This is a genomic window from Bradyrhizobium sp. NAS80.1 (genome assembly GCF_001908205.1).
In the GTDB taxonomy this organism is placed as follows: Bacteria; Pseudomonadota; Alphaproteobacteria; order Rhizobiales; family Xanthobacteraceae; genus Bradyrhizobium.
The window spans coordinates 88,045-108,815 of record NZ_LGHL01000046.1; the positions used below are offsets into that span (position 1 = coordinate 88,045).

Here is a 20,771-nt window from a genome sequence, read left to right on the forward strand (position 1 = left end):
CTCACAACGCCCGCGGTTCGTTCAAACCGCGTCAGTTCTTCTCGATCCGGATCACCTGCGGCCGTCCGCTGATCACCTTGTCGCGCTGCACGGCGGCGAGTGCGCGGCGCACGGCGTCCTCATGCGTGGCATAGGTGATCAGGATGACGGGCACAGGGACCGCCTTGCCGGTCGCCGGCGCAGTGCCTCCATTTGGATGACGCTGCACGATCGACTCGATCGAGATCTTCTGCTCCGCGAGCCGGGTCGCGATCGCGGCCGCTGTGCCCGGAAAATCGCGCGCCAAAAGGCGGATGTAGTAACCGCCTTCATGCCGCTCCATCGGCGCCTTCTTAGTGTCGTGGAGCTGCGAAATCGGCCGGCCGAACGGATTGGCGCGGATGCCGCGCGCAACGTCGGCAATGTCGGCGACGACGGCGGATGCGGTCGCCGCCCCGCCGGCGCCGGGCCCGACCAGCGTGATCGGCGGAATTCCATCGCCATCGATCGTGACTGCATTGGTGACACCCATCACCTGCGCGATCGAGGAGGATTTTGGAACCATGGTCGGATGCACGCGCTGCTCGATGCCCTTGGCGGTGCGAACCGCAACGCCAAGCAGCTTGACGCGATAACCGAGATCGGCGGCGGCGCGTAAGTCCTCCGGCGCGATGGACGAGATACCTTCGACATACACCGCGCTTTGAGCAACTTTCGTGCCGAAAGCGAGGCTGGCGAGAATTGCGAGCTTCTGTGCGGTATCATGGCCGTCGACGTCGAAGGACGGGTTGGCCTCGGCATAGCCGAGCCGCTGCGCGTCCTTGAGGCATTCGGCGAAGGACAGGCCCTCCTGTTCCATCCGGGTCAGGATGTAATTGCAGGTGCCGTTCAGGATGCCGTAGACGCGGTCGATGCCGGTTCCGGCGAGACCCTCGCGTAACGTTTTGATGACGGGGATCGCGGCGCCGACCGCTGCCTCGAAATTCAGCGCGCCGCCGTGCTTTTCGGCGGCTTTCGCCAGCTTGATGCCGTGCTTTGCGAGCAGCGCCTTGTTGGCGGTGACGACGGACTTGCCGGCATTCAGCGCGGCCTCGACCGCCGACAGCGCGGGATCGCCGGCGCCCCCCATCAGTTCGACGAAGCAATCGACCTCGGGATGCGTGGCGAGCGCCACCGGATCCTTCGCCCATTCGACGCCGCGCAGGTCAACGCCGCGCTTCTTTGCCTTCGAGCGCGCCGTGACGGCGACGACGCGGATGCCGCGACCGCTGCGGCCCGCGAGCACGCGCGCCTGGGTTTCGATCAAACGGACAACTTCGGCGCCCACGGTGCCGAGCCCCGCTATGCCCACTTTCAGGGGTGCGACCATGATGCTTCAGAAAACCTGTCGGAGAGAATTAGCGCCGGGTGGCGAGTGGAACGACGTTGTGCAACGTTTCGATGCCGCTTTCAAGGAAGCGGCGCACGCCGCGCGCGGCCTGCCTGATCCGTTGCTCGTTTTCCACCATGGCGATACGGACATATCCTTCACCATGCTCGCCGAAGCCGACGCCGGGCGAGACCGCAACGCCGGATTTCTCCACCATCAGGGTGGCGAACTCCATGCTGCCGATGCTGCGGAAGGCCTCCGGCAACGGCACCCAGGCGAACATCGAGGCTTCCGGCGGCGGGATCTCCCAGCCGGCGCGGCCGAACGACTCCACAAGCGCATCGCGGCGCTTGCGATAGGTGTCGCGCATCTCCTTGATGCAGTCATCGGGGCCGTTCAGCGCCGCGGTCGCGGCGACTTGCACCGGCGTGAAGGCGCCGTAGTCGAGGTAGGATTTGACGCGGGCGAGCGCCGCGATCACGCGCTCATTGCCAACCGCAAAGCCCATGCGCCAGCCGGCCATCGAATAGGTCTTCGACATCGAGGTGAATTCGACGGTGACATCCATCGCGCCAGGCACCTGGAGCACCGACGGCGGCGGGTTGTTCTCGTCGAAATAGACCTCGGCGTAAGCGAGGTCGGACAGGATCAGGATCTCGTGCTTTTTCGCGAACGCCACGAGGTCCTTGTAGAAGTCGAGACTCGCGACATAGGCGGTCGGGTTCGAAGGATAGCAGACGACGAGCGCCAGCGGCTTCGGGATCGAATGCACGATCGCCCGCTCCACCGCCTCGAAGAACTGCGGCGTCGGCTCGGACGGCACCGAGCGGATCACGCCGCCCGCCATCAAAAACCCGAAGGCGTGAATGGGATAGCTCGGGTTCGGACAGAGGATGACATCGCCCGGCGCGGTGATCGCCTGCGCCACGTTGGCAAAGCCCTCCTTCGAGCCGAGCGTCGCCACGACTTGAGTGTCGGGGTTCAGCTTCACGCCGAAGCGGCGGTCATAGTAGCCGGCCTGGGCCCTGCGCAGCCCGGGAATGCCGCGGGAAGCCGAATAGCGGTCGGTGCGCGGCTTGCCGAGCGTCTCCTTCAGCTTCTCCAGCACATGCGGCGGTGCCGGCAGGTCGGGATTGCCCATGCCGAGATCGATAATGTCGGCGCCGGCATTCCGCGCGGCCGCCTTGGCCCGGTTGACCTGTTCGAACACGTAAGGCGGAAGGCGGCGGATGCGGTAAAATTCTTCCATGGCTCTCTGGGCTCCGGCAACCGGTCAGGACAGAATCGACAGGCCACGACGGCCGTTCGGAAAGGCACTCACCATCACCGAGAAAATCACTCAAAATCAAAGACTTAGAGCAATATTCGACGGTGGGAGCTGAAGTCGTTCGCCCTGACTCTCGGCTGAACTGAGGTCTTTTAGCACGGCATGGCGGGGGCGCCAGCGATTACGTTGCACCGCTCGCGAGCGCCGTTACTTGGCGTCCTTTGCGGCGACGGACTGGCGGTCGCGCGCAGCTGCGAGCTCCGCTTCAATCTTGGCACGCTGATCCGGTGGGATGATCGCCTGATCCCGATCCGGAGGCAGATCGTGCACCGGAAGGTAGGCACCGGGCTCCCTAGGATGGGCCTGCGCGTCGGCGGGCGTGTAGTCGGCCAGCTGACTCGAACAGCCAGCCAGCGCGAACGCCGCGCCGCAGATCAGGAGCGACTTTTGCAGGTCCCTCAACGCCAACACTTGGGAATTCCCCTACTCGTCCCAACGCACGGCTGCGGGAAGTTAACCCAACAGCACGCCCAAGCTCAAACCACTGCCGCCCTAAGTGGTGCGAGCGAGTAAACATCCAAGGCCTACCAACCCGCGCGGTGCGGCTTGATTATGACGGAACCAAGAAAACTTATCGCAGTGCAACACATCTTCGAGAGTGTTTAACGTCAAACATGCAAGCTTCGCGGTGACGAATACGGAATGAATCGTTACTGTTCTGCTCATGAGTACCGCCACGACCGACAAGCCCAAATCCGAGACGAAGTTCGATGCGGAAGCCTTCGCGATGAATGTTGCGCAGGCGATGGAAAGCGGCGGCAAGGCGCTTGCCGCCTACCTCAAGCCGCGCGAGAGCGGCGAGGTGCAGGACCGCCCGCCGGCCGAGCTTGCCGAGGTCGTGAAGACGTTCACGTCGGTCGCCGAATACTGGCTGTCGGACAGTTCGCGCTCGTCAGACCTTCAGACCAGGCTCGCCAAGGATTATCTCGACCTCTGGGGCTCGGCGGTGCGCCGCATGACCGGCCAGGACGCCGCGCCCGCGATCACGCCCTCGCCGCGCGACAAGCGCTTTGCCGACCCGGAATGGAAGTCGAACCAGTTCTTCGATTTCGTGATGCAGCTCTATCTGCTCACGACGAAATGGGCGCAGGAGCTGGTGCGCGACGCCGAGGGCCTCGATCCGCACACCCGACGCAAGGCGGAATTCTACGTCCAGCAGGTCACCAACGCGCTGTCGCCCTCGAACTTCGTGCTGACCAATCCGGAAGTGCTGCGTGAGACGGTGGCGAGCAGCGGCGAGAATCTCGCGCGCGGCCTGAAGATGCTGGCCGAGGACATCGCGGCCGGCAAAGGCATGCTGAAGATCCGCCAGTCCAACCCGGACAATCTCGTCGTCGGCGTCAACATGGCGACGACGCCGGGAAAGGTGATCTACCAGAACGAGATGATGCAGCTCATCCAGTATTCGCCGACCACGGAGAAGGTGCTGCGCACTCCGCTCCTGATCGTGCCGCCCTGGATCAACAAGTTCTACATCCTCGATCTCAAGCCGGAGAAATCCTACATCAAGTGGTGCGTCGACCAGGGCATCACCGTGTTCGTGATCTCATGGGTCAATCCCGACAAGCGGCTCGGCAACAAGAGCTGGGAAGACTACATGAAGGAAGGCCCGCTCAAGGCGATGGACGTGATCGAGAAGGTCACCGGCGAGATGAAGGTGCACACCGCCGGCTATTGCGTCGGCGGCACGATGCTCGCGACCACGCTGGCCTGGCTCGCCGAGAAGCGCCGCCAGCGCGTGTCGTCCGCCACATTCTTCGCGGCACAGGTCGATTTCACCCATGCCGGTGATCTCCTCGTGTTCGTCGACGAAGAGCAGATCGCCGCGCTCGAGCAGGATATGAAGGCGGCCGGCGTGCTCGAAGGCTCGAAGATGGCGATGGCGTTCAACATGCTGCGCTCCAACGACCTGATCTGGTCCTACGTCGTCAGCAACTATTTGAAGGGCCAGCAGCCGAGCGCTTTCGACCTGCTGCACTGGAATTCGGATGCGACGCGCATGACGGCGTCGAACCATTCCTATTACTTGCGCAACTGCTATCTGGAGAACCGGTTGTCCACGGGCACGATGGTGCTCGACAACACGCTGCTGGATCTCTCCAAGGTCAAGGTGCCCGTCTACAATCTCGCCACCCGAGAGGACCACATCGCGCCGGCGGAATCGGTGCTGTACGGTTCGCAGTTCTTCGGTGGGCCTGTGAAGTATGTGCTATCGGGCTCTGGCCACATCGCCGGCGTGGTCAATCCGCCCGCCTTGAACAAGTACCAGTACTGGACCAACGACAACGTCAAGGACGTCAACATCGCCGAGTGGATGAAGGGTGCGGTGGAGCACAAGGGTTCGTGGTGGCCGGACTGGCGCGAATGGCTGGGCGGCCTCGATCCGGAGGAAGTCCCGGCGCGCGCGGTCGGCAATGACGCGCTCCCCCCGATCGAGGACGCGCCCGGCAGCTATGTCAGGGTTCGCGCATAGCGGAATCTTTCGCGCTTGTATAAGCTCGCTCCCGGCACAGCGACGACAGAGAGGACCGGACCATGACGCGCGAATTGTTCTGGCTGACACTGACGGTGATCCTGACCGGCATCCTCTGGATCCCCTACATCATCAACCGCGCCCAGGTTCGCGGTTTCAGCGGCGCCATGGCCAATCCCACGCGCGGCGACAAGCCGCACGCCGAGTGGGCGAACAGGCTGATGTTCGCGCATGACAACGCGGTCGAGAACCTCGTGATCTTCGCGCCGCTGGTCCTGATCCTGAACGCGATCGACTATTCCACGAAATGGACCGTGCTTGCCTGCGCCGTCTATTTCTGGGCCCGAGTCGCCCATCTGCTCGTCTACACGCTGGGGCTTCCCGTGTTCCGGACCCTCGCCTTCACCGTCGGCTTCCTCGCGCAGGCCGTGCTGGCGCTCGCGATCTTCAAGGTGTTCTGAGCGCACCGGGGCGCTCTAAGCTCACAGCATAATTAAGCTCACAGCATAATTCGGGGGATCGGCTCGGCGCGGTCGACCTCGGAATGCTGCGAGGGTGGCGTCAGCCGTTCTTCTGGGCGACGACAAACAACATCGATGCCTTCTTGTCGTCGAACCCGATGACGTCGCCGGTTTCGATCGACAACCCATTCCAGCCGCCCGCTTCAGCGTAGGTTGCCCGGAGCCAGTCCGGAGAAGGATAGTTGTAATAGCGGTTCAGGGTGTCGCGACCGGCAACCTCGCCGGCCTTGTAGCTGGCGTAGAAATGACCGGCCGGCTTCAAGGCACGCCAGATCCGCGCAAGAACATTCGCCAGCTCAGGCCTGGGCACGTGAAGAAGGCAGGCATTGGCCCAGACTGCGTCGTAGGCCTCGATCTTGTCGAGGTCCTCAAACAACAGCGTTTCGACGCGACGTCCGAGGCGGCGCGACGCGACATCGGCCATTTCCGGCGATCCATCTGTCGCGCGAACAGCAAAGCCGCGCGCCAGCATTTCAGCGGTGTCGCCGCCGGCACCGCATCCGAGTTCGAGGATGGAAGCGCCCGGCGCTAGCCAGGCCAGAAAGGCTGTCAGCCGAGCCCGGCGCGAGGTGATCTCGCGCCGGGCATAGGCTTCGGCGTTGCCGCGGTAGAACTGCAGCGTCTCCTCGTCCATGGCGTCACTCGCTTTGGGAAACCTTCAACAAGCTTCTCTCGTGTCCCGGACGCGCTGCAACGCCATAGCGCGTCAAAGACGCGCGTAAACGCGCTTACGGCGTTGCTGCGCAGAGCCGGCACCCAGAAAGCCGCTGTGAGCTGTGGGGCATGGGCCCCGGCTCTGCAGCGCATCGTTTCACGTTGCGCTGCGTCCGGGGCACAGGGCCCTCACTCGTCTGCGAGGCCCAGCATCAGCCGCATGTTCTGCACGGCGGCACCCGAAGCACCCTTGCCGAGATTGTCGAGCCGGGCGACCAGCACCGCCTGGTGATACTTGTCGCTGGCGAAGACGTAGAGCTCGAGCATGTTCGTCTCGTTGAGCGCTTCCGGCTCTAGCCGACCGGCCTTCGACGCTTCGTTCTGAAGCGGCATCACCGAGACGTATTTCGAGCCGGCGTAACGCTTTGCGAGCGCAGCCTGCAGGTCGGCGCCACTAGGCTTGCCCGCCAGCGTGTCGAGCTGGAGCGGCACCGAGACCAGCATGCCTTGCCGGTAATTGCCGACCGAGGGAATGAAGATCGGCCGCCGCGTCAGGTTCGAATAGAGCTGCATCTCCGGCAGGTGCTTGTGCTCGAAGCCGAGGCCGTAGAGCTCGAAGGACGGCGCGCTGCCGTCTTCAAAGCTCGCGATCATCGACTTGCCGCCGCCGGAATAGCCGCTCACCGCGTTGACAGTGACGGGATATTCCTGCGGCAACAGGCCGGCATCGACGATCGGCCGCAGCAGCGCGATCGCACCGGTCGGATAGCAGCCCGGATTGGAGACCTTCTTCGCGGCCTTGATCCTGGCGGCCTGGTCCGGCGTCAGTTCCGGAAAGCCATAGGCCCAGTCCGGCGCGACCCGGTAGGCGGTCGAGGCGTCCAGCACCTTCGGCGCCGAGGCGCCCATGCTGTCGACCAGCGCGACCGTTTCCTTTGCGGCATCGTCGGGCAGGCAGAGGATGACGAGGTCCACCTCCTCCATGAGAGCCTTCTTGGCCGCGGGGTCCTTGCGCTTGTCGTCGGCAATCGTCTTCACGACGACATCGCCCTGGAGCTTCAGCCGCTCGTTGATGCCGAGCCCGGTGGTGCCGGAGCCGCCGTCAACGAAGACGGTGGCCGGCCTGTTTGCCGCGCCGGTGGTCGGGGCTTTCGTGGTGTCAGCGAGACTGGTTTCAGAAAGGCTCATGGCACGCTCCTTTCGAGCTTGTTCGTGTCGTCTGCAAAGATTTGCGGCCTGGCCTGCCGCATCAAATGTGAGATTTTCCTGGCGTCAGCATCGCCTCTGTCAAGTGCATCCGCGATTGCTGCGTAGTCGGCGTCCGACTTGTGCTGGTTGAACTTGAAGCTGCCCTCGACCTCTTCAACCGTCATCACCAGACCCACGATCGCCTTCTTCAGCGCTTCAAACCGGCCCGCCGTCATCTTCGCCGCCGTCCACGGCGTCTTCGGCAACAGCCAGCTCTCGAACTTGTCGCTGAGCGTGTCGAGTTGCACCGCCAGTTCGGCGTCCGACAGGAGCCGCACCGGCCCGCTCAGATGCACCGACTGGTAGAGCCAGGTCGGCACCTGATCCGGTGAGATGTACCAGTCGGGCGATACATAAGCATCGGGGCCGTTGACCGCGAGCAGCCAGGACGCAGTTCCGTCCGCAAGCTTTACCAGCGGATTGCGACGGGCGACATGAAAGGCGGCCTGCGGCGTGCCGTCGGCGGCATAGGTCAGGTTGAACGGCAGCGGCGAAGCGAGCGGCTTTTGGCCGTCAAAGGCGCACATCGTGCCGAAGCCGCGCTCGCCTGCGAATCTCAGGCTCGCGGCGCGGTCCTGCTTGAAAAAGGGTGGCGTGTACATCGTGGTCTCCTGCTGGGCCTCCTTGGGGGGCCGCCGGATCAGATCGCGCTGACAGGAGAGAGAATGCCGCGGATCGGATCCAGCGGCAAAGACGATGATCTCAAACGCGATCGACCGCCCAAACCGCAAAACTGCGGCGGCGGCGACGGGCGAACAGGATGGTCGCGGCGTTGATCATGGCGCGCGGCTATAAGGCCAGGCGCGGTTCCCGTCAAGGTTCAGGCGTCATATCAGGCGCCAGATCCACTCCACGATCCTGCCGATCACGTCGCCGAACAGCAGCAGCACAGCCGACCAGACCAGCGCCGAGACAAAATTCGCGGCCTGGAAACTCCAATAGGGCATCTCGAAAATGCCGGCGGCGAGCGGCACTGATGCGCGCAACGGGCCGAAGAAGCGGCCGATGAAGATGCTGGGCACGCCCCAGCTTCGCACGAAGGCCTCGCCCTTGGGCAGGATTTCCGGATAGCGGGAGAGTGGCCAGATCTGGGCGACCTGCTCCTTGTAGCGGTAGCCGAACCAGTAGGAGACCCAGTCGCCCAGCGCTGCGCCGAAGCCACCCGCAATCCAGACTGGATAGAAGCTGATGCCGCTGACGCCGATCAGCGCGCCGATCGCCACCAGCGCGCCCCAGGCTGGGATCAGCAGCGAGATGAACGCGAGCGACTCCCCGAAGGCCAGCACGAACACGATGGGAGCCGCCCAAGCCTCATGAAGGCGCACGAAGTCGGCCAGCGCGTGCGCAAACTGCTCCATTCCAGATCGCCCTCCCGCCCCGTCACGGTCCCGTCAGATAAAAAGACTGGTAAGCCAAGGACTTGTGTGACATCAAGTCACAAAGCCCGGCCCAAACCGGCCCGGAACGTCAAATTGCCGGGAATTGGTGTGCCTGCGGCGTAAAATCGCCGGGATTGGCTCCCAACCACACCGCCCGGCCAGCCCTGTGGTGACCTTTCCGGGCCAGCCGTGGCATAGTCAGCCCAACCGATTCGCCGCCTGCGCGGCCCTCAACACACATCAAAATTCATGTCCAAGCAGTTGAAACCCAAAGCAAAAGACGATTTTTTCGGCAGTGATGAGCCAAAGCCCCGGGGCGCTGCCAAGGCGGCGACGCGCGCAAGCGGCGGGGAAGCCGACTACACCGCGGCCGACATCGAGGTGCTTGAGGGCCTGGAGCCGGTACGGCGCCGGCCGGGCATGTATATCGGCGGCACCGACGAAAAGGCGCTGCATCACCTCTTCGCCGAAGTCATCGACAACTCGATGGACGAGGCGCTGGCGGGGCACGCGACCTTCATCGGAGTCGAGTTGAGCGCGGACGGCTTCCTCACCGTCACCGACAACGGCCGCGGCATTCCGGTCGACCCCCATCCAAAGTTCCCGAAAAAGTCGGCGCTCGAAGTCATCATGTGCACGCTGCATTCGGGCGGCAAGTTCGACTCCAAGGTCTACGAGACCTCGGGCGGCCTGCACGGCGTCGGCATTTCCGTCGTGAACGCACTGTCCTCGCTCCTCGAGGTCGAGGTCGCGCGCAGCCAAAAAACTTTATCGCATGACATTCGAGCGAGGCCATCCCAAGGGCAAGCTCGAGGACCTCGGCAAGATCAACAACCGCCGCGGTACGCGCGTGCGCTTCAAGCCTGATACCGACATCTTCGGCGCCAAGGCCGCGTTCAAGCCGCAACGCCTGTTCAAGATGACGCGCTCCAAGGCCTATCTGTTCGGCGGCGTCGAGATCCGCTGGAATTGCGCTCCCGAATTGCTCAAGGGCGTCGAGGATGTGCCGGCAGAAGCGACGTTCCACTTCCCCGGCGGCCTCAAGGATTATCTCGCGGCCGCGATCCACGCCGACACGCTGGTCCATCCGGATATCTTCTCCGGCAAGTCGGGACGCAACGGCGCGCATGGCGCCTGCGAATGGGCAGTGGCCTGGACCGCTGACGCCGACGGCTTCCTCTCCTCCTACACCAACACCGTGCCGACGCCCGATGGCGGCACGCACGAATCCGGCCTGCGCAGCGCGCTGCTGCGCGGCCTGAAAGATCACGCCGAGCGCGTCGGCCAGGGCAAGCGCGCCTCGTCCATTACCTCTGAAGACGTGATGGTCGGCGCCGCCGTAATGCTCTCCGTGTTCGTGCGCGAGCCTGAATTCCAGGGCCAGACCAAGGATCGCCTCGCCACCGCCGAGGCCCAGCGCATCGTCGAACAGGCGATGAAGGATCCGTTCGACCATTGGCTCTCGGGCAATCCGAACCAGGCCAACAAGCTGCTCGACTTCGTGATCGATCGTGCCGAGGAGCGCTTGCGCCGTCGCCAGGAGAAGGAGACGGCGCGCAAGACCGCCGGCAAGAAGCTGCGCCTGCCCGGCAAGCTCGCTGACTGCACCGATGCCGGCACCGAAGGCTCCGAGCTCTTCATCGTCGAGGGTGACTCGGCCGGCGGCAGCGCCAAGCAGGCGCGCGACCGCAAGAACCAGGCCGTGCTGCCCTTGCGTGGCAAGATCCTCAACGTCGCCTCTGCCGGCAAGGACAAGCTTACGGCGAACGCCCAGATCTCCGATCTGGTGCAGGCGATCGGCTGCGGCCAACTCGCGCAGTACCGCGAAGAGGATCTGCGCTACCAGCGCATCATCATCATGACCGACGCCGACGTCGACGGCGCTCACATCGCGTCGCTCCTGATCACCTTCTTCTACCGGCAGATGCCGCGGCTGATCGACGAGGGCCACCTCTTCCTCGCCGTGCCGCCTCTCTACAAGCTGACCCACGGCACCAAATCGGTCTACGCCCGCGACGACGCACACAAGGAAGCGCTGATCAAAAGCGAGTTCAACGCCAACGCGAAGGTCGAGGTGAACCGCTTCAAAGGCCTCGGCGAGATGATGCCGGCGCAGCTCAAGGAAACCACCATGGATCCGAGCAAGCGGACGCTGCTCAAGGTGGTGCTGCTCGCCGACGACCGCGACACCACGGCGGATTCGGTGGAGCGCCTGATGGGCACCAAGGCCGAAGCGCGCTTCGCGTTCATCTCGGACAAGGCCGAGTTCGCCAGTGAGGAACTGCTTGACGTCTGAGGAATGGCGCGGCGTTTGACGCCGCGCAATTCGCAACGTCATGGGTCGCCGGCATCGAAGGCGATGTCACCTGAGCGACGGCACGCGGAGTCCGGGCACACCGGCAGCCGCGATCGCGCTCGGCGGCTGCGAGAGCCAATGAGGCCCGCCAGGGCAGAATCCAAGCACGCAAATCAGCGACTCGGCCTTCGACTCACAGACCTAAAGTTGAGGCGCCGCCGCCTCCATTTCTGAAAAAGCCCGATCTGCTAACGAAGAGTTACCCCAGATCCAGGATCCGGATATTCTGGTAAGCAACTGAATGTACGTGCTTTTATCGGATTCGCTCGTTAACGCTGCAACCCCTCCCCGGCGGGCGTTTTCCGGCGACTGTGCTTGCCCGGCAACAGCATTTCGATGGGAAACCTCTATAGTCCGAGCATCAGATTAAACGAACTTCAGCCGCGCTCGCGCCTGCCAGACCAAAGTTGGGGACATTCACATGAAGAAGATCTTGCTCGCTCTGACCGCGGTTGCGGCAATGACCGGTTCGGCCTCGGCGGCCGACCTCGCGGCCCGTCCCTACGTGAAGGCGCCGGTTGCGCCGCCCGTCGCCAACTGGACCGGCTTCTACGTCTTCGGCGGTGGTGGCGGCGGCGTTTCGGCTTCCGACCAGCACGTGGTTGGCCCCCTCGGCACGGCGCTGACGATCGATCAACGCCAGGGCGGTTCGGGCTGGTTCGGCACCGTCGGTCTCGGTTACGACTGGCAGTTCAACGGCACCTGGGTCGCCGGTGTGTTCGCCGACGGTCAGTTCGGCAGCATCCGCGCCACGGTGCAGGATCCTCTTCTCCAAATCACCGGCACGCAGAAGCTGGAAGACTCCTGGGCCGCGGGTGTTCGCCTCGGCTGGCTGGTCGCTCCGAACGTCCTCACCTACGTCAACGGCGGTTACTCCGGCGCCCACTTCGGCAGCACGAATTTGATGTTCTTGAACGGTGTTGACGCTGGCGTCCACCTCAACGGTTTCAATCGCAACGGCTGGTTCATCGGCGGCGGCGTCGAGAACAACCTGAACATCTTCGGCATCCAGTCGCCCGGCTGGTTCATGAAGACCGAATATCGCTCTGCGTTCTACAATGCCAAGACCCAGAACGAGCTGGAGAACGGCACCAACCTGCCGATCGGCCTTGGCATCCGCGCCAACAGCTGGAATCAGACGATTTCGACCTCGCTGGTCTACCGCTTCAACTGGACCGGTCCGGTCGTCGCGAAGTACTGATCTAATCTGAGCTCGGCTTCAGACGTCAAAGCCCCGGCATCGCCGGGGCTTTTTCGTTTGGGACGTGCGGCAACTGACACGCACCTTCCATTTCCTGCCTGGCCAATCGCATCTGCGATCGCCCTGCCCTGCGCATGCCGCCTCCCCCGCTGGCTGAGCCATTGTGCCGGTACCGCCATTGTACCCGAACCGCGGCTACGGCTACTGTGCGCCCAAGTTTTCGCGGCGGCGTCGTTCGTGTCGTCGGCCACGACCGAAGCGGACCAATGGGGAGGAATGTATGCGCAGATTTCTGCTGATCGCAGGCCTGTTTGCCCTCGCCGCCGGGCTGCTCTGGATCGGACAGGGCACGGGCACGATCACCTGGCCGCGATCGAGCTTCATGATCAACCAGCTGCAATGGGTCGGCTATGGCGTAGCCATGGCCGGCTTCGGACTGATCCTGATCTGGCAGAGCAACCGATAGAAGAACGAAGGAATCAAAGCATGACATCCAGCCGGTTCGATCTCCGCGGCAAGGTCGCGATCGTCACGGGAGGCAATGGCGGCATCGGGCTCGGCATGGCCCGTGGCCTTGCCGAAGCCGGCGCCGACATCGCTGTGGTCGGACGCAACGAAACCAAGTCCGCCGACGCCGTGGCCGATCTCAGAAAGCGCGGCGTGAAGGCGATTGCCGTCACCACTGACGTGACCGACACGGCGGCCGTCGCGGCGATGATCGACCGCGTCGTCAAGGAGCTCGGCCGCATCGACGTCCTCGTCAACAATGCCGGCATGAGCATCCGCAAGCCGCCGCACGAGCTCGAGCTCGACGAGTGGAACAAGGTGATCGACACCAACCTCACCAGCGCCTTCATGTGCTCGAAGCTTGCCTATCCGGCGCTGAAGGCGTCCGGCAACGGCAAGGTGATCAACATCGGCTCAATGCTGTCGATCTTCGGCGCGAGTTTCGCAGCGGCCTATGCGGCAAGCAAAGGCGGCATCGTGCAGTACACGCGCGCCTGCGCCAATGCCTGGGCGCCCGACAACATCCAGGTCAACGCCATCTTGCCGGGCTGGATCGACACCGACCTCACCCGCGGTGCGCGGAAGCAGATTTCAGGACTGCACGAGCGCGTGCTGGCGCGCACACCTGCAGGACGTTGGGGCGACATCGAGGACTTCGCCGGCATCGCCGTGTTCCTCGCCTCGCCCGCGTCGAACTTCATCACGGGCACTGCGATCCCCGTCGATGGCGGCTACTCGGTGATGACGTAAGCCCACCTCTGCGCACATAAAGAGCCCCGGCGCGAGCCGTGTGCTATATGCGCGTCAATGGTCATACTCCGAGCAGGTTCCCGCACGCCTGTCGCTGCTGGCCAGCACTCCATGACCTGAGTCGGCGCAACGAAAAGCCCCGAGGAGTTACCCCGGGGCCCTGGTTGTTATGACGCCCTTGTCTAATCTCAGTAGCGCGCGATGACCGGCGCGTCGAACTTGTAGCTGGCGCGCACGACGGCCCACTGGATGTCGCGCGGCTTGGCATCAAAGGTGTAGTTCGTCGTTGTGCCGCCGAGCTGATAGGTCTGGCTGCCGAAGGCTGCGTAATTGTATTCGAGACCAACGATCCAGTTGCGGGTGATGCCGTATTCCCAACCGGCGCCGACGGTCCAGCCGTTGGCCCAGTGGGTCTGACCACCCGAACCGCGTGTGACCGTGTCGCTGACGTTGAGACGGTTGTTCACGCCGGCATAGCCGCCCTTGATGTAGAACAGGTTGTTCTGGACGGCAAAGCCGGCACGGCCGACGACCGTTGCGAGCACGTTGGCGCGCCAGGAGAACACGTCGTCACGGGCGCCGAAGGCGGTATTCACGACCGTGCCCTTGTTGTTGAGGCCAGAGATCGTTCCCTCCATGCCGAACACGAAGTTGTTGGCCTGCCAGTTGTAGCCGATCTGGGCGCCGCCCATGATGCCCGAGCCGCGCTGGCGAAAGCCTTGGCCCGGCAGCAGATCGCCGAAGCCGAGGCTGTTGCCGTTGTTGACGAACTGCTCGTTGGTCCAGGCGCCACCGATGTGGCCGCCAACGTAGAAACCGGTCCAGTTGAACAGCGGCTCGATATAGGCAGGCGCCTTCGTGTAGGGCCGCGCGGCGAGGTCGGCGGCGGAAGCAGCGCCGGTCGAAACCAGAGCTGTCGTGCAGGCGAAGGCAGCAATCAACTTGTTACGCATAGTACCCCCATGTCCCTTGATGGGCGCACGCTCACAGACACTCCTTACTAAAATTCGAATCAAGAAAGTTAAGACGCGGGATTGGCCGCCAACGCTCATTGAATTCGTTTGCGCTGTTGCACGCACGCAACGCGCCGTGCGCGATTTAAGGCGAAATTATCCCTACCGGATTCTCGAGCTACGATGCCGGCGCGGCCTTCGACTGCACGTGCTCGGGGCGCACGCCGACCGCAACCAGGCGCGCAAGAATGCCCTGCAGCCAGGGCAGCGCGGTGATGAGGCGCACGATCAGCGGCACCTTCAGCGGCCGGTCGCCCGGCTGCAAAGCGCCGCTGATGATGTTGTTCTGCACAATCACCTGCATTCGCTGCGTCACCTTCATCGGGAATTCGCGGCGTCCGCGCACGGCATCGAGTTCATCCTCCGACGGGCAACCGAGTTGAAGCTTGTCGGCGAGCAGGTTGGCGGTCGCAACCGCATCCTGCACGGCGAGATTGACGCCAACGCCACCGACCGGCGACATCGCATGCGCGGCATCCCCGATGCAGAGCAGGCCCGGTCGCGTCCAGCGCGTCAGGCGGTTGATCGCGACGGTGAGCAACTTGATGTCGTCAAAGCTCCTCACATCGGCAATCCCGCTCTTCAGGATCGGCGCCATGCGCACGACGTCGTCGAGCAGCGCCTGCAATCCCCGCGCCTTCACCGCATCGTATTGTCCCTTTGCGATGACGTAGGCGCATTGCCAATAGTCGCCGCGGTCGAAGGTGACCATCATCTTGCCCGGCTCGACGCGCGCGAACACATTTTCCGTCTCATCGGGCTTGCGGCCGGCGCGGAACCACAACACGTCCATCGGCGCACCGATCTCCTCGACGCCAAGGCCCGCACGCTCGCGCACCGTGGAATGCCGGCCGTCGCAGGCGATGGTGAGATCGGCCTCGATGTCGATCGGGCCTTCCGGCGTCTTCGCCCGCACGCCGGCGATCATTTCGCCGCGGCGGATCAGGTCGACGGCCTCCGTGCTCATCATCACCTTGAGCGAAGCAAAGCGCCGGCCCGCCTCGCGGAGGAAATTCAGGAAATCCCATTGCGGCATGAAGGCGATGAAGGGGTATTTCGTATGGAGCCTGCTGAGATCTGCGAGCCGCACCGGCGTGCCGCCAAACAGGCCGTCCATCTTCTGCAACCGCTGATGCGGCAGCTTCAGGAAGCCGTCGATCAGGCCGAGCTCGTCCATGACCTCTAGCGTTGAGGGATGCACGGTGTCGCCACGAAAGTCGCGGAAGAAGTCCGCATGCTTTTCCAGCACCACGACGTCGATGCCGGCCCGTCCCAGGAGATAGCCGAGCATCATGCCGGCGGGGCCGCCGCCGACGATGCAACACCGGGCCTTTACCGAGCGGGCTTGGGACGACTGCGACGTGCCAGGTTCCACGATCCGCCTCGTTTACTAGTCCGGCCCTTTTTGCACTGCAGCAAGCCTGAATTTGATTTGCCGCATTGGCGAATGACCATTAGCGTTGCAGGAGACTTCGGTGATTTCAGGAAGTGGCAGTGCAGACGATCCTTATACTGGTCGGCGTCTGGATCCTGATCAACGTGCTTTTCGTCGTGATCATGATCCCGCCGCGAAAGCCGCGGAAGCTGGATCCGCACGGCACGGGTACGCTCGCGCCGGTACGGATCGACCAGAACGGCTATCCGTTCGAGGAGCCGGAGAAGCTTCTGCTGCGCCACGTCATCATCTCGATCGCGATGGGCGCGTTCTTTTCGCTGACTCCCCCTTTGATCGAGGCCATCGAGTCCATCAAGCGCTTCTTCAGGAAGGGTCGCGAGTAGCGGAAGCGCATGCGATGCCTCCGCCGACGTGATCAATTGTTGCTGCGGTTCGCCGTGCGGAAACTCTTGATCTCCGACACGCTGCCGTCGCGATAGGTCAGTTCCACCGATATGAACTGCGTGGTCGGGGCGAGCTTCATGTAGAGCGGCATGCCGGCGGTGATCGCGCCGGGGTCGCGCATGTCGCAAGTGGGCATCTTCAGCACCTGGTTGGGCACGGCGGTGTCGATTCCGATGCGCACCTCGCGGATGGCGCAACGGTACGACACAAGGTGCGTGTAGTAGACCAGCAGCCCGTTGAACTCGCGGAATGACAGCCAACTCGTGGCAGTCATGTCGAGGATCTTGCGCTGGTCGCGGATCAGCGCGGCTTCGGGATCGAACCTGATCGGGAACGGCCCCTGCATGTCGCCGGAAGCGTCGACATAACGGACCTCGATCGTGCCGGCCTGCGCATCCGGCGGCAACTCGATCGACGGGTTCGGCATCCGCTTGCGCGTGCGCGGATCGAGCGTATCGATGAAGCCGGTCTCGCGGAAATCGCCGGTACCGGCCATGCGCCAGGAAATGCCGAGCGTCGGGTCGGCGAAGGAGAACACCACGCTCCAGCCGCCATTGTGGCGCGAGAAGCTCGCGATCGGCGCGTTGGTGGTTTCCTCCTTCGGCACGCGCGGCACCGACACCGGCGGCAGGGCCGCGAGCTGCTGCGGCGGCGGATCCGCCGGGCGTGCAGCGGCCGGTGCGTCCTTCGCCAGACCGCTGAGGAAGACGTCGTCGACCATCTGGTCGAAATAGACCGGCACCTGCCTGTGCTTGACGGTGTCGGCCATCTCGCTGACGAGACGGCGGGTGCGCTGCGCCACCTGCACGAGGTTCTCGCCGGGCTGGAGCAACTCCCTCGCGAAGGTGCGCGTGAACACCGAATTGGGATTGGCGTCGTCGTTGGACAGGCGATCGAGCGCGGTCTGGCGAGGACCGGCCGAGAACACCGAGAACACGCCTTCGGGCAGTTGCGTCATCGGCGCCAGGCCGCCGCCGCCGGCCACCGCGCGCGTGCCGGCGCGCTCGAATGGATTGTTGCGGCAAGCGTCAAACACCAGGATCGAGGTCCGCGCCTTCTTGTTCTGAAGACGCTCGACAATGCGGTCCGCCAGGATGGAGGCGTCGCGCACCAGCTCTTCCTGGCCTTCGGTCGCCGCCGGCACGTCGGTCGGCAGCAGGTAGTTCTGGCCCGCGATCTCGAAGCCGTGGCCGGCGTAGAAGAAGAACGCGGTGTCACCGGGTTCGATCGCCCTGTCGAAGGCGAGCAGCGTTTCGGAGAATTGCTGGCGGTTCTGGTTCTCCGCGACCATCACCGCGAAGCCGAGCTGCTTGAGCGTATCGCCCATCGTGCGGGCGTCGTTGACGGCCTTGAGCAGCTTCGGGACGTTCTTATAGTCGTTGTTGCCGACGACGAGCGCGACGCGCTTTTCGGCATGTGCGGGAAGCGCGAAACCGCTCAGGCTCGCCGCAAGGCCGAGGGCCGCCAGAATTCTGGAAAACCGACGCATCATCGAAAACTTCCCGTTGCCGACGGCCTCACGCCGGTTCCCGCGAACGCTGGTTCATTGGAACCCTCGGCCGTTGATGTGATAGTCGGCCCAGCCACATCGACGGTTCAACGGTCTGCGGCTCCAGTTCCATGATCTGGCCTATGGCAGATTCCGCCGGAATCTGCTTTTTCTTAGGTAATTTCGTTGGAGGGGGCTGCTGTGTATCACTGGTGCACCGACGAGGTCGAGCCGCATGACCGCTTCGACTATTGGCGCGAGGTGCGCGCCAAGGGCCTGTTCGGCGTCACCGCCGAGCTCGAGCGCGAGCGGCGCGCGGACTTCCACGGCGAATTCTCGCTGCGCCAGGTCGGCGGCGGCGGCCTCGTCGAGTTGAAGGCCTCGCGTTACACGGTCGAGCGGAGCGCCTCCGACATCGCTTACGCGCCCGGCGACAGCATCTGCGTCTACCAGCAGCTCGGCAGCGGCAGCTGGTTCGGCGGCATGCGCTCGATCGACTTCGCGATCGCCAATGGCAGCTTCGCCACCAGCCATACCGACTTACCCTATCGCACAGCTCCGCTCGGCGCAGGCGGCTTCCACCTGCGGATCCTGAAGATCCCCGTGAACAGCATCCCGGCGCACGATAAGCGCGTTCGCGAGCTCGGGCCCAAGACCTTCAACGACAACGCTTTGGTGCCCCTGCTCGCTGCTTGCTTTGCCGATCTCGGCGAGGTTGCCACGGATGACGGCGCCTCCGATGCGACCTCCCTCGTCCAGACCCTGGCCCATCTGGCGCTGATCGAGCGCGGCATCGTGCGGCCCGGCAGCCGCCGCGGACAGGCCGCGCTGCGGATCGCCCGCCTCTCGCAGGCACGGCGCCTGATCGCGCGCCACCTGCAAGACCCCGATCTGGCACCGACGGTGGTGGCCGACCTGCTCGGCATTTCCGTGCGTCACCTCCACATGCTGTTCGAAACCGCCGCGAAAAGCTTCTCGCAGACCGTGACGGACGAACGCCTGAAGCAGAGCCGCCGCCTGATGCGCGAGGCTCCGGAACGGCTGATCGCGGATGTCGCTGCCGCCTGCGGTTTCGAGAGCCTGGCGACCTACTACCGGGTCTTCAACGCCGCCTACGGCATGGCCCCCGGCGATTTCCGAGCCCAGGCTTCGGAAAGGCGATAGCCCCTGTTTTGACGGGTTCCGCGGGACCGCCGGGCGGGCGGAAAACCCCAGCCGCGCCCGCTATTTGGGCAAAAACCTCAGGTTTTTTAGGGTCTTCCCGCGTCCGCTCCATTGACTTTGGCCGATTCCTGCCTATGTTCCGGGGCGACGCGGCTCAGATCGAAGACCGATTCTCGAGCCTGGCGCTTTGTTCGCGTGAGTCAGCACCCCCCAGCTTCTTTGAGAGCGCGCCGTTTCGGGGTGGAGCGCGACAGCCTTATTACCCTCGATTCCGGACGGCGGTTTCGACCAGAGGCTCGATGTCCTTTTCAAATCTCGGACTGTCCGAAAAAGTCCTCGCCGCAGTGGCGGCCACCGGTTACACCAACCCCACCCCCATTCAGGAACAGGCGATCCCCCACGTCCTCGCACGCAAGGACGTGCTCGGCATCGCCCAGACCGGCACCGGCAAGACTGCGGCCTTCGTGCTGCCGATGCTCACCATCCTCGAAAAGGGTCGCGCCCGCGCGCGCATGCCGCGCACGCTGATCCTCGAACCGACCCGCGAACTCGCCGCCCAGGTCAAAGAGAATTTTGATCGCTACGGCGCCGGCCAGAAGCTCAACGTCGCCCTCCTGATCGGCGGCGTCTCATTCGGCGACCAGGATGCCAAGCTGATGCGCGGCGTCGACGTGCTGATCGCCACCCCCGGCCGCCTGCTCGACCACACCGAGCGCGGCGGCCTCCTGCTCACGGGCGTTGAACTGCTCGTCATCGACGAAGCCGACCGCATGCTCGACATGGGCTTCATTCCCGACATCGAGCGCATCTGCAAGCTGGTCCCCTTCACGCGACAGACCCTGTTCTTCACCGCGACCATGCCGCCGGAGATCCGGCGCATCACCGAAGCCTTCCTGCACAATCCGCAGAAGGTCGAGGTGTCCAAGCCCGCCACGACGGCCGTGACCGTCACGCAATCCCAGGTTCCGGCCGGACGCGAGGCGCATGAGAAGCGTGAATTGCTGCGCCGCCTGCTGCGCGAGGCCAAGGATCTCAAGAACGCGATCATCTTCTGCAATCGCAAGCGTGAGGTCGCGATCGTTCACAAGTCGCTTCAGAAGCACGGCTTCAGTGTCGGCGCGCTGCACGGCGATATGGACCAGCCGGCCCGCATGGCCGCGCTCGACCAATTCCGTAAGGGCGAACTGCCCCTTCTCGTCGCCTCCGACGTCGCAGCCCGCGGCCTCGACATTCCCGAGGTCAGCCACGTCTTCAATTTCGACGTCCCCCATCACGCCGATGACTATGTCCACCGCATCGGCCGCACCGGGCGCGCGGGCCGCACCGGCACCGCGATCTCGATCGTGACGCCGCTCGACCAGAAGTCGATGGCCGCGATCGAAAAGCTGATCGGCCAGAACATTCCTCGCGCCGAAGGCGATTGCGAAGTCCACACTGAAGCCTCCGACGCCACCGAGCGTCCGCGCGAGCAGCGCGGTCGCGAACGGTCGCGCGGCGGACG

General features: G+C 64.0%; 18 protein-coding genes and 1 pseudogene. 9 read left to right on the forward strand and 10 right to left on the reverse strand.

The genetic code is table 11. The annotated features are described in order from the left end of the window. Positions 1-31 precede the first annotated feature (31 nt). From AC629_RS11695 to AC629_RS11705, 3 genes are all read right to left on the reverse strand, one after another. Positions 32-1,348 (reverse strand): homoserine dehydrogenase, encoded by a 1,317-nt coding sequence (locus AC629_RS11695; RefSeq protein ID WP_084804917.1) that lies wholly within the window; start codon positions 1,346-1,348, stop codon positions 32-34. Positions 1,349-1,376: 28 nt separating this feature from the next. Next, entirely contained in the window at positions 1,377-2,597 is a 1,221-nt protein-coding gene (locus tag AC629_RS11700) for an LL-diaminopimelate aminotransferase (RefSeq protein WP_084804918.1), read from the reverse strand. A 225-nt stretch (positions 2,598-2,822) separates the two neighbouring features. After that, positions 2,823-3,086 carry a hypothetical protein gene (locus tag AC629_RS11705; protein WP_084804919.1) on the reverse strand — a complete coding sequence of 88 codons (264 nt, stop codon included), beginning with the start codon at positions 3,084-3,086 and terminating at the stop codon, positions 2,823-2,825. Positions 3,087-3,339: 253 nt separating this feature from the next. Between AC629_RS11705 and AC629_RS11710 the strand changes: the two genes are divergently transcribed. After that, entirely contained in the window at positions 3,340-5,148 is a 1,809-nt protein-coding gene (locus tag AC629_RS11710; RefSeq protein WP_084804920.1) for a PHA/PHB synthase family protein, read from the forward strand. Positions 5,149-5,210: 62 nt separating this feature from the next. Then, complete coding sequence (locus AC629_RS11715) at positions 5,211-5,609, forward strand: MAPEG family protein (protein ID WP_084804921.1); 399 nt, start codon at positions 5,211-5,213, stop codon at positions 5,607-5,609. Positions 5,610-5,709: 100 nt separating this feature from the next. On the opposite strand, the gene AC629_RS11720 is transcribed toward AC629_RS11715, so the two are convergent. The 4 genes from AC629_RS11720 to AC629_RS11735 form a co-directional block, all read right to left on the reverse strand. Further along, on the reverse strand, positions 5,710-6,303 hold the full coding sequence (locus tag AC629_RS11720) for a class I SAM-dependent methyltransferase (protein ID WP_084804922.1): 594 nt from the start codon (positions 6,301-6,303) through the stop codon (positions 5,710-5,712). 209 nt (positions 6,304-6,512) lie between these two features. Next, entirely contained in the window at positions 6,513-7,511 is a 999-nt protein-coding gene (gene argC, locus AC629_RS11725; RefSeq protein ID WP_084804923.1) for an N-acetyl-gamma-glutamyl-phosphate reductase, read from the reverse strand. Then, positions 7,508-8,173: an FMN-binding negative transcriptional regulator gene (locus tag AC629_RS11730; RefSeq protein ID WP_084804936.1), complete on the reverse strand. Its 666-nt coding sequence runs from the start codon at positions 8,171-8,173 to the stop codon at positions 7,508-7,510. Before AC629_RS11730 ends, argC begins: the two co-directional genes overlap by 4 nt. Before the next feature lie 225 nt (positions 8,174-8,398). Then, the gene (locus tag AC629_RS11735) at positions 8,399-8,929 is read right to left on the reverse strand and encodes a DedA family protein (protein WP_084804924.1); all 531 of its coding nucleotides are present in this window, start codon (positions 8,927-8,929) and stop codon (positions 8,399-8,401) included. Between the two features lie 270 nt (positions 8,930-9,199). On the opposite strand from AC629_RS11735, the pseudogene parE reads away from it, so the two are divergent. From parE to AC629_RS11755, 4 genes and pseudogenes are all read left to right on the forward strand, one after another. Continuing rightward, positions 9,200-11,246: pseudogene (parE, locus tag AC629_RS11740) on the forward strand (DNA topoisomerase IV subunit B). A gap of 481 nt (positions 11,247-11,727) precedes the next feature. Beyond that, complete coding sequence (locus tag AC629_RS11745; RefSeq protein WP_084804925.1) at positions 11,728-12,507, forward strand: outer membrane protein; 780 nt, start codon at positions 11,728-11,730, stop codon at positions 12,505-12,507. Positions 12,508-12,787: 280 nt separating this feature from the next. Beyond that, positions 12,788-12,973: a hypothetical protein gene (locus AC629_RS11750; RefSeq protein ID WP_084804926.1), complete on the forward strand. Its 186-nt coding sequence runs from the start codon at positions 12,788-12,790 to the stop codon at positions 12,971-12,973. A gap of 20 nt (positions 12,974-12,993) precedes the next feature. Beyond that, positions 12,994-13,764 carry an SDR family NAD(P)-dependent oxidoreductase gene (locus AC629_RS11755; protein WP_084804927.1) on the forward strand — a complete coding sequence of 257 codons (771 nt, stop codon included), beginning with the start codon at positions 12,994-12,996 and terminating at the stop codon, positions 13,762-13,764. 188 nt (positions 13,765-13,952) lie between these two features. Here AC629_RS11755 and AC629_RS11760 read toward each other — a convergent pair whose 3' ends face one another. Together AC629_RS11760 and AC629_RS11765 are read right to left on the reverse strand one after the other, a co-directional pair. Beyond that, on the reverse strand, positions 13,953-14,717 hold the full coding sequence (locus AC629_RS11760) for an outer membrane protein (protein WP_084804928.1): 765 nt from the start codon (positions 14,715-14,717) through the stop codon (positions 13,953-13,955). A 178-nt stretch (positions 14,718-14,895) separates the two neighbouring features. Then, positions 14,896-16,152, reverse strand: a complete 1,257-nt coding sequence (locus AC629_RS11765; protein ID WP_084804929.1) for an FAD-dependent oxidoreductase — start codon at positions 16,150-16,152, stop codon at positions 14,896-14,898. 119 nt (positions 16,153-16,271) lie between these two features. On the opposite strand from AC629_RS11765, the gene AC629_RS11770 reads away from it, so the two are divergent. Then, on the forward strand, positions 16,272-16,556 hold the full coding sequence (locus AC629_RS11770) for a hypothetical protein (RefSeq protein ID WP_084804937.1): 285 nt from the start codon (positions 16,272-16,274) through the stop codon (positions 16,554-16,556). A 32-nt stretch (positions 16,557-16,588) separates the two neighbouring features. On the opposite strand, the gene AC629_RS11775 is transcribed toward AC629_RS11770, so the two are convergent. Then, on the reverse strand, positions 16,589-18,109 hold the full coding sequence (locus AC629_RS11775) for a caspase family protein (RefSeq protein WP_084804930.1): 1,521 nt from the start codon (positions 18,107-18,109) through the stop codon (positions 16,589-16,591). 198 nt (positions 18,110-18,307) lie between these two features. Between AC629_RS11775 and AC629_RS11780 the strand changes: the two genes are divergently transcribed. Together AC629_RS11780 and AC629_RS11785 are read left to right on the forward strand one after the other, a co-directional pair. Next, positions 18,308-19,270 (forward strand): helix-turn-helix domain-containing protein, encoded by a 963-nt coding sequence (locus AC629_RS11780; protein ID WP_084804931.1) that lies wholly within the window; start codon positions 18,308-18,310, stop codon positions 19,268-19,270. A gap of 299 nt (positions 19,271-19,569) precedes the next feature. Further along, positions 19,570-20,771: DEAD/DEAH box helicase (locus tag AC629_RS11785; RefSeq protein ID WP_084804932.1), on the forward strand; the 1,202-nt coding region annotated here is incomplete at its 3' end.

Excerpts from the sequence above, each read along its gene's own strand:
- AC629_RS11695 (WP_084804917.1), bottom strand. The coding sequence starts at position 1,348 with ATGGTCGCACCCCTGAAAGTGGGCATAGCGGGGCTCGGCACCGTGGGC.
- AC629_RS11700 (WP_084804918.1), bottom strand. The coding sequence starts at position 2,597 with ATGGAAGAATTTTACCGCATCCGCCGCCTTCCGCCTTACGTGTTCGAA.
- AC629_RS11710 (WP_084804920.1), top strand. The coding sequence starts at position 3,340 with ATGAGTACCGCCACGACCGACAAGCCCAAATCCGAGACGAAGTTCGAT.
- AC629_RS11715 (WP_084804921.1), top strand. The coding sequence starts at position 5,211 with ATGACGCGCGAATTGTTCTGGCTGACACTGACGGTGATCCTGACCGGC.
- AC629_RS11720 (WP_084804922.1), bottom strand. The coding sequence starts at position 6,303 with ATGGACGAGGAGACGCTGCAGTTCTACCGCGGCAACGCCGAAGCCTAT.
- argC (WP_084804923.1), bottom strand. The coding sequence starts at position 7,511 with ATGAGCCTTTCTGAAACCAGTCTCGCTGACACCACGAAAGCCCCGACC.
- AC629_RS11730 (WP_084804936.1), bottom strand. The coding sequence starts at position 8,173 with ATGTACACGCCACCCTTTTTCAAGCAGGACCGCGCCGCGAGCCTGAGA.
- AC629_RS11735 (WP_084804924.1), bottom strand. The coding sequence starts at position 8,929 with ATGGAGCAGTTTGCGCACGCGCTGGCCGACTTCGTGCGCCTTCATGAG.
- AC629_RS11745 (WP_084804925.1), top strand. The coding sequence starts at position 11,728 with ATGAAGAAGATCTTGCTCGCTCTGACCGCGGTTGCGGCAATGACCGGT.
- AC629_RS11750 (WP_084804926.1), top strand. The coding sequence starts at position 12,788 with ATGCGCAGATTTCTGCTGATCGCAGGCCTGTTTGCCCTCGCCGCCGGG.
- AC629_RS11755 (WP_084804927.1), top strand. The coding sequence starts at position 12,994 with ATGACATCCAGCCGGTTCGATCTCCGCGGCAAGGTCGCGATCGTCACG.
- AC629_RS11760 (WP_084804928.1), bottom strand. The coding sequence starts at position 14,717 with ATGCGTAACAAGTTGATTGCTGCCTTCGCCTGCACGACAGCTCTGGTT.
- AC629_RS11775 (WP_084804930.1), bottom strand. The coding sequence starts at position 18,109 with ATGATGCGTCGGTTTTCCAGAATTCTGGCGGCCCTCGGCCTTGCGGCG.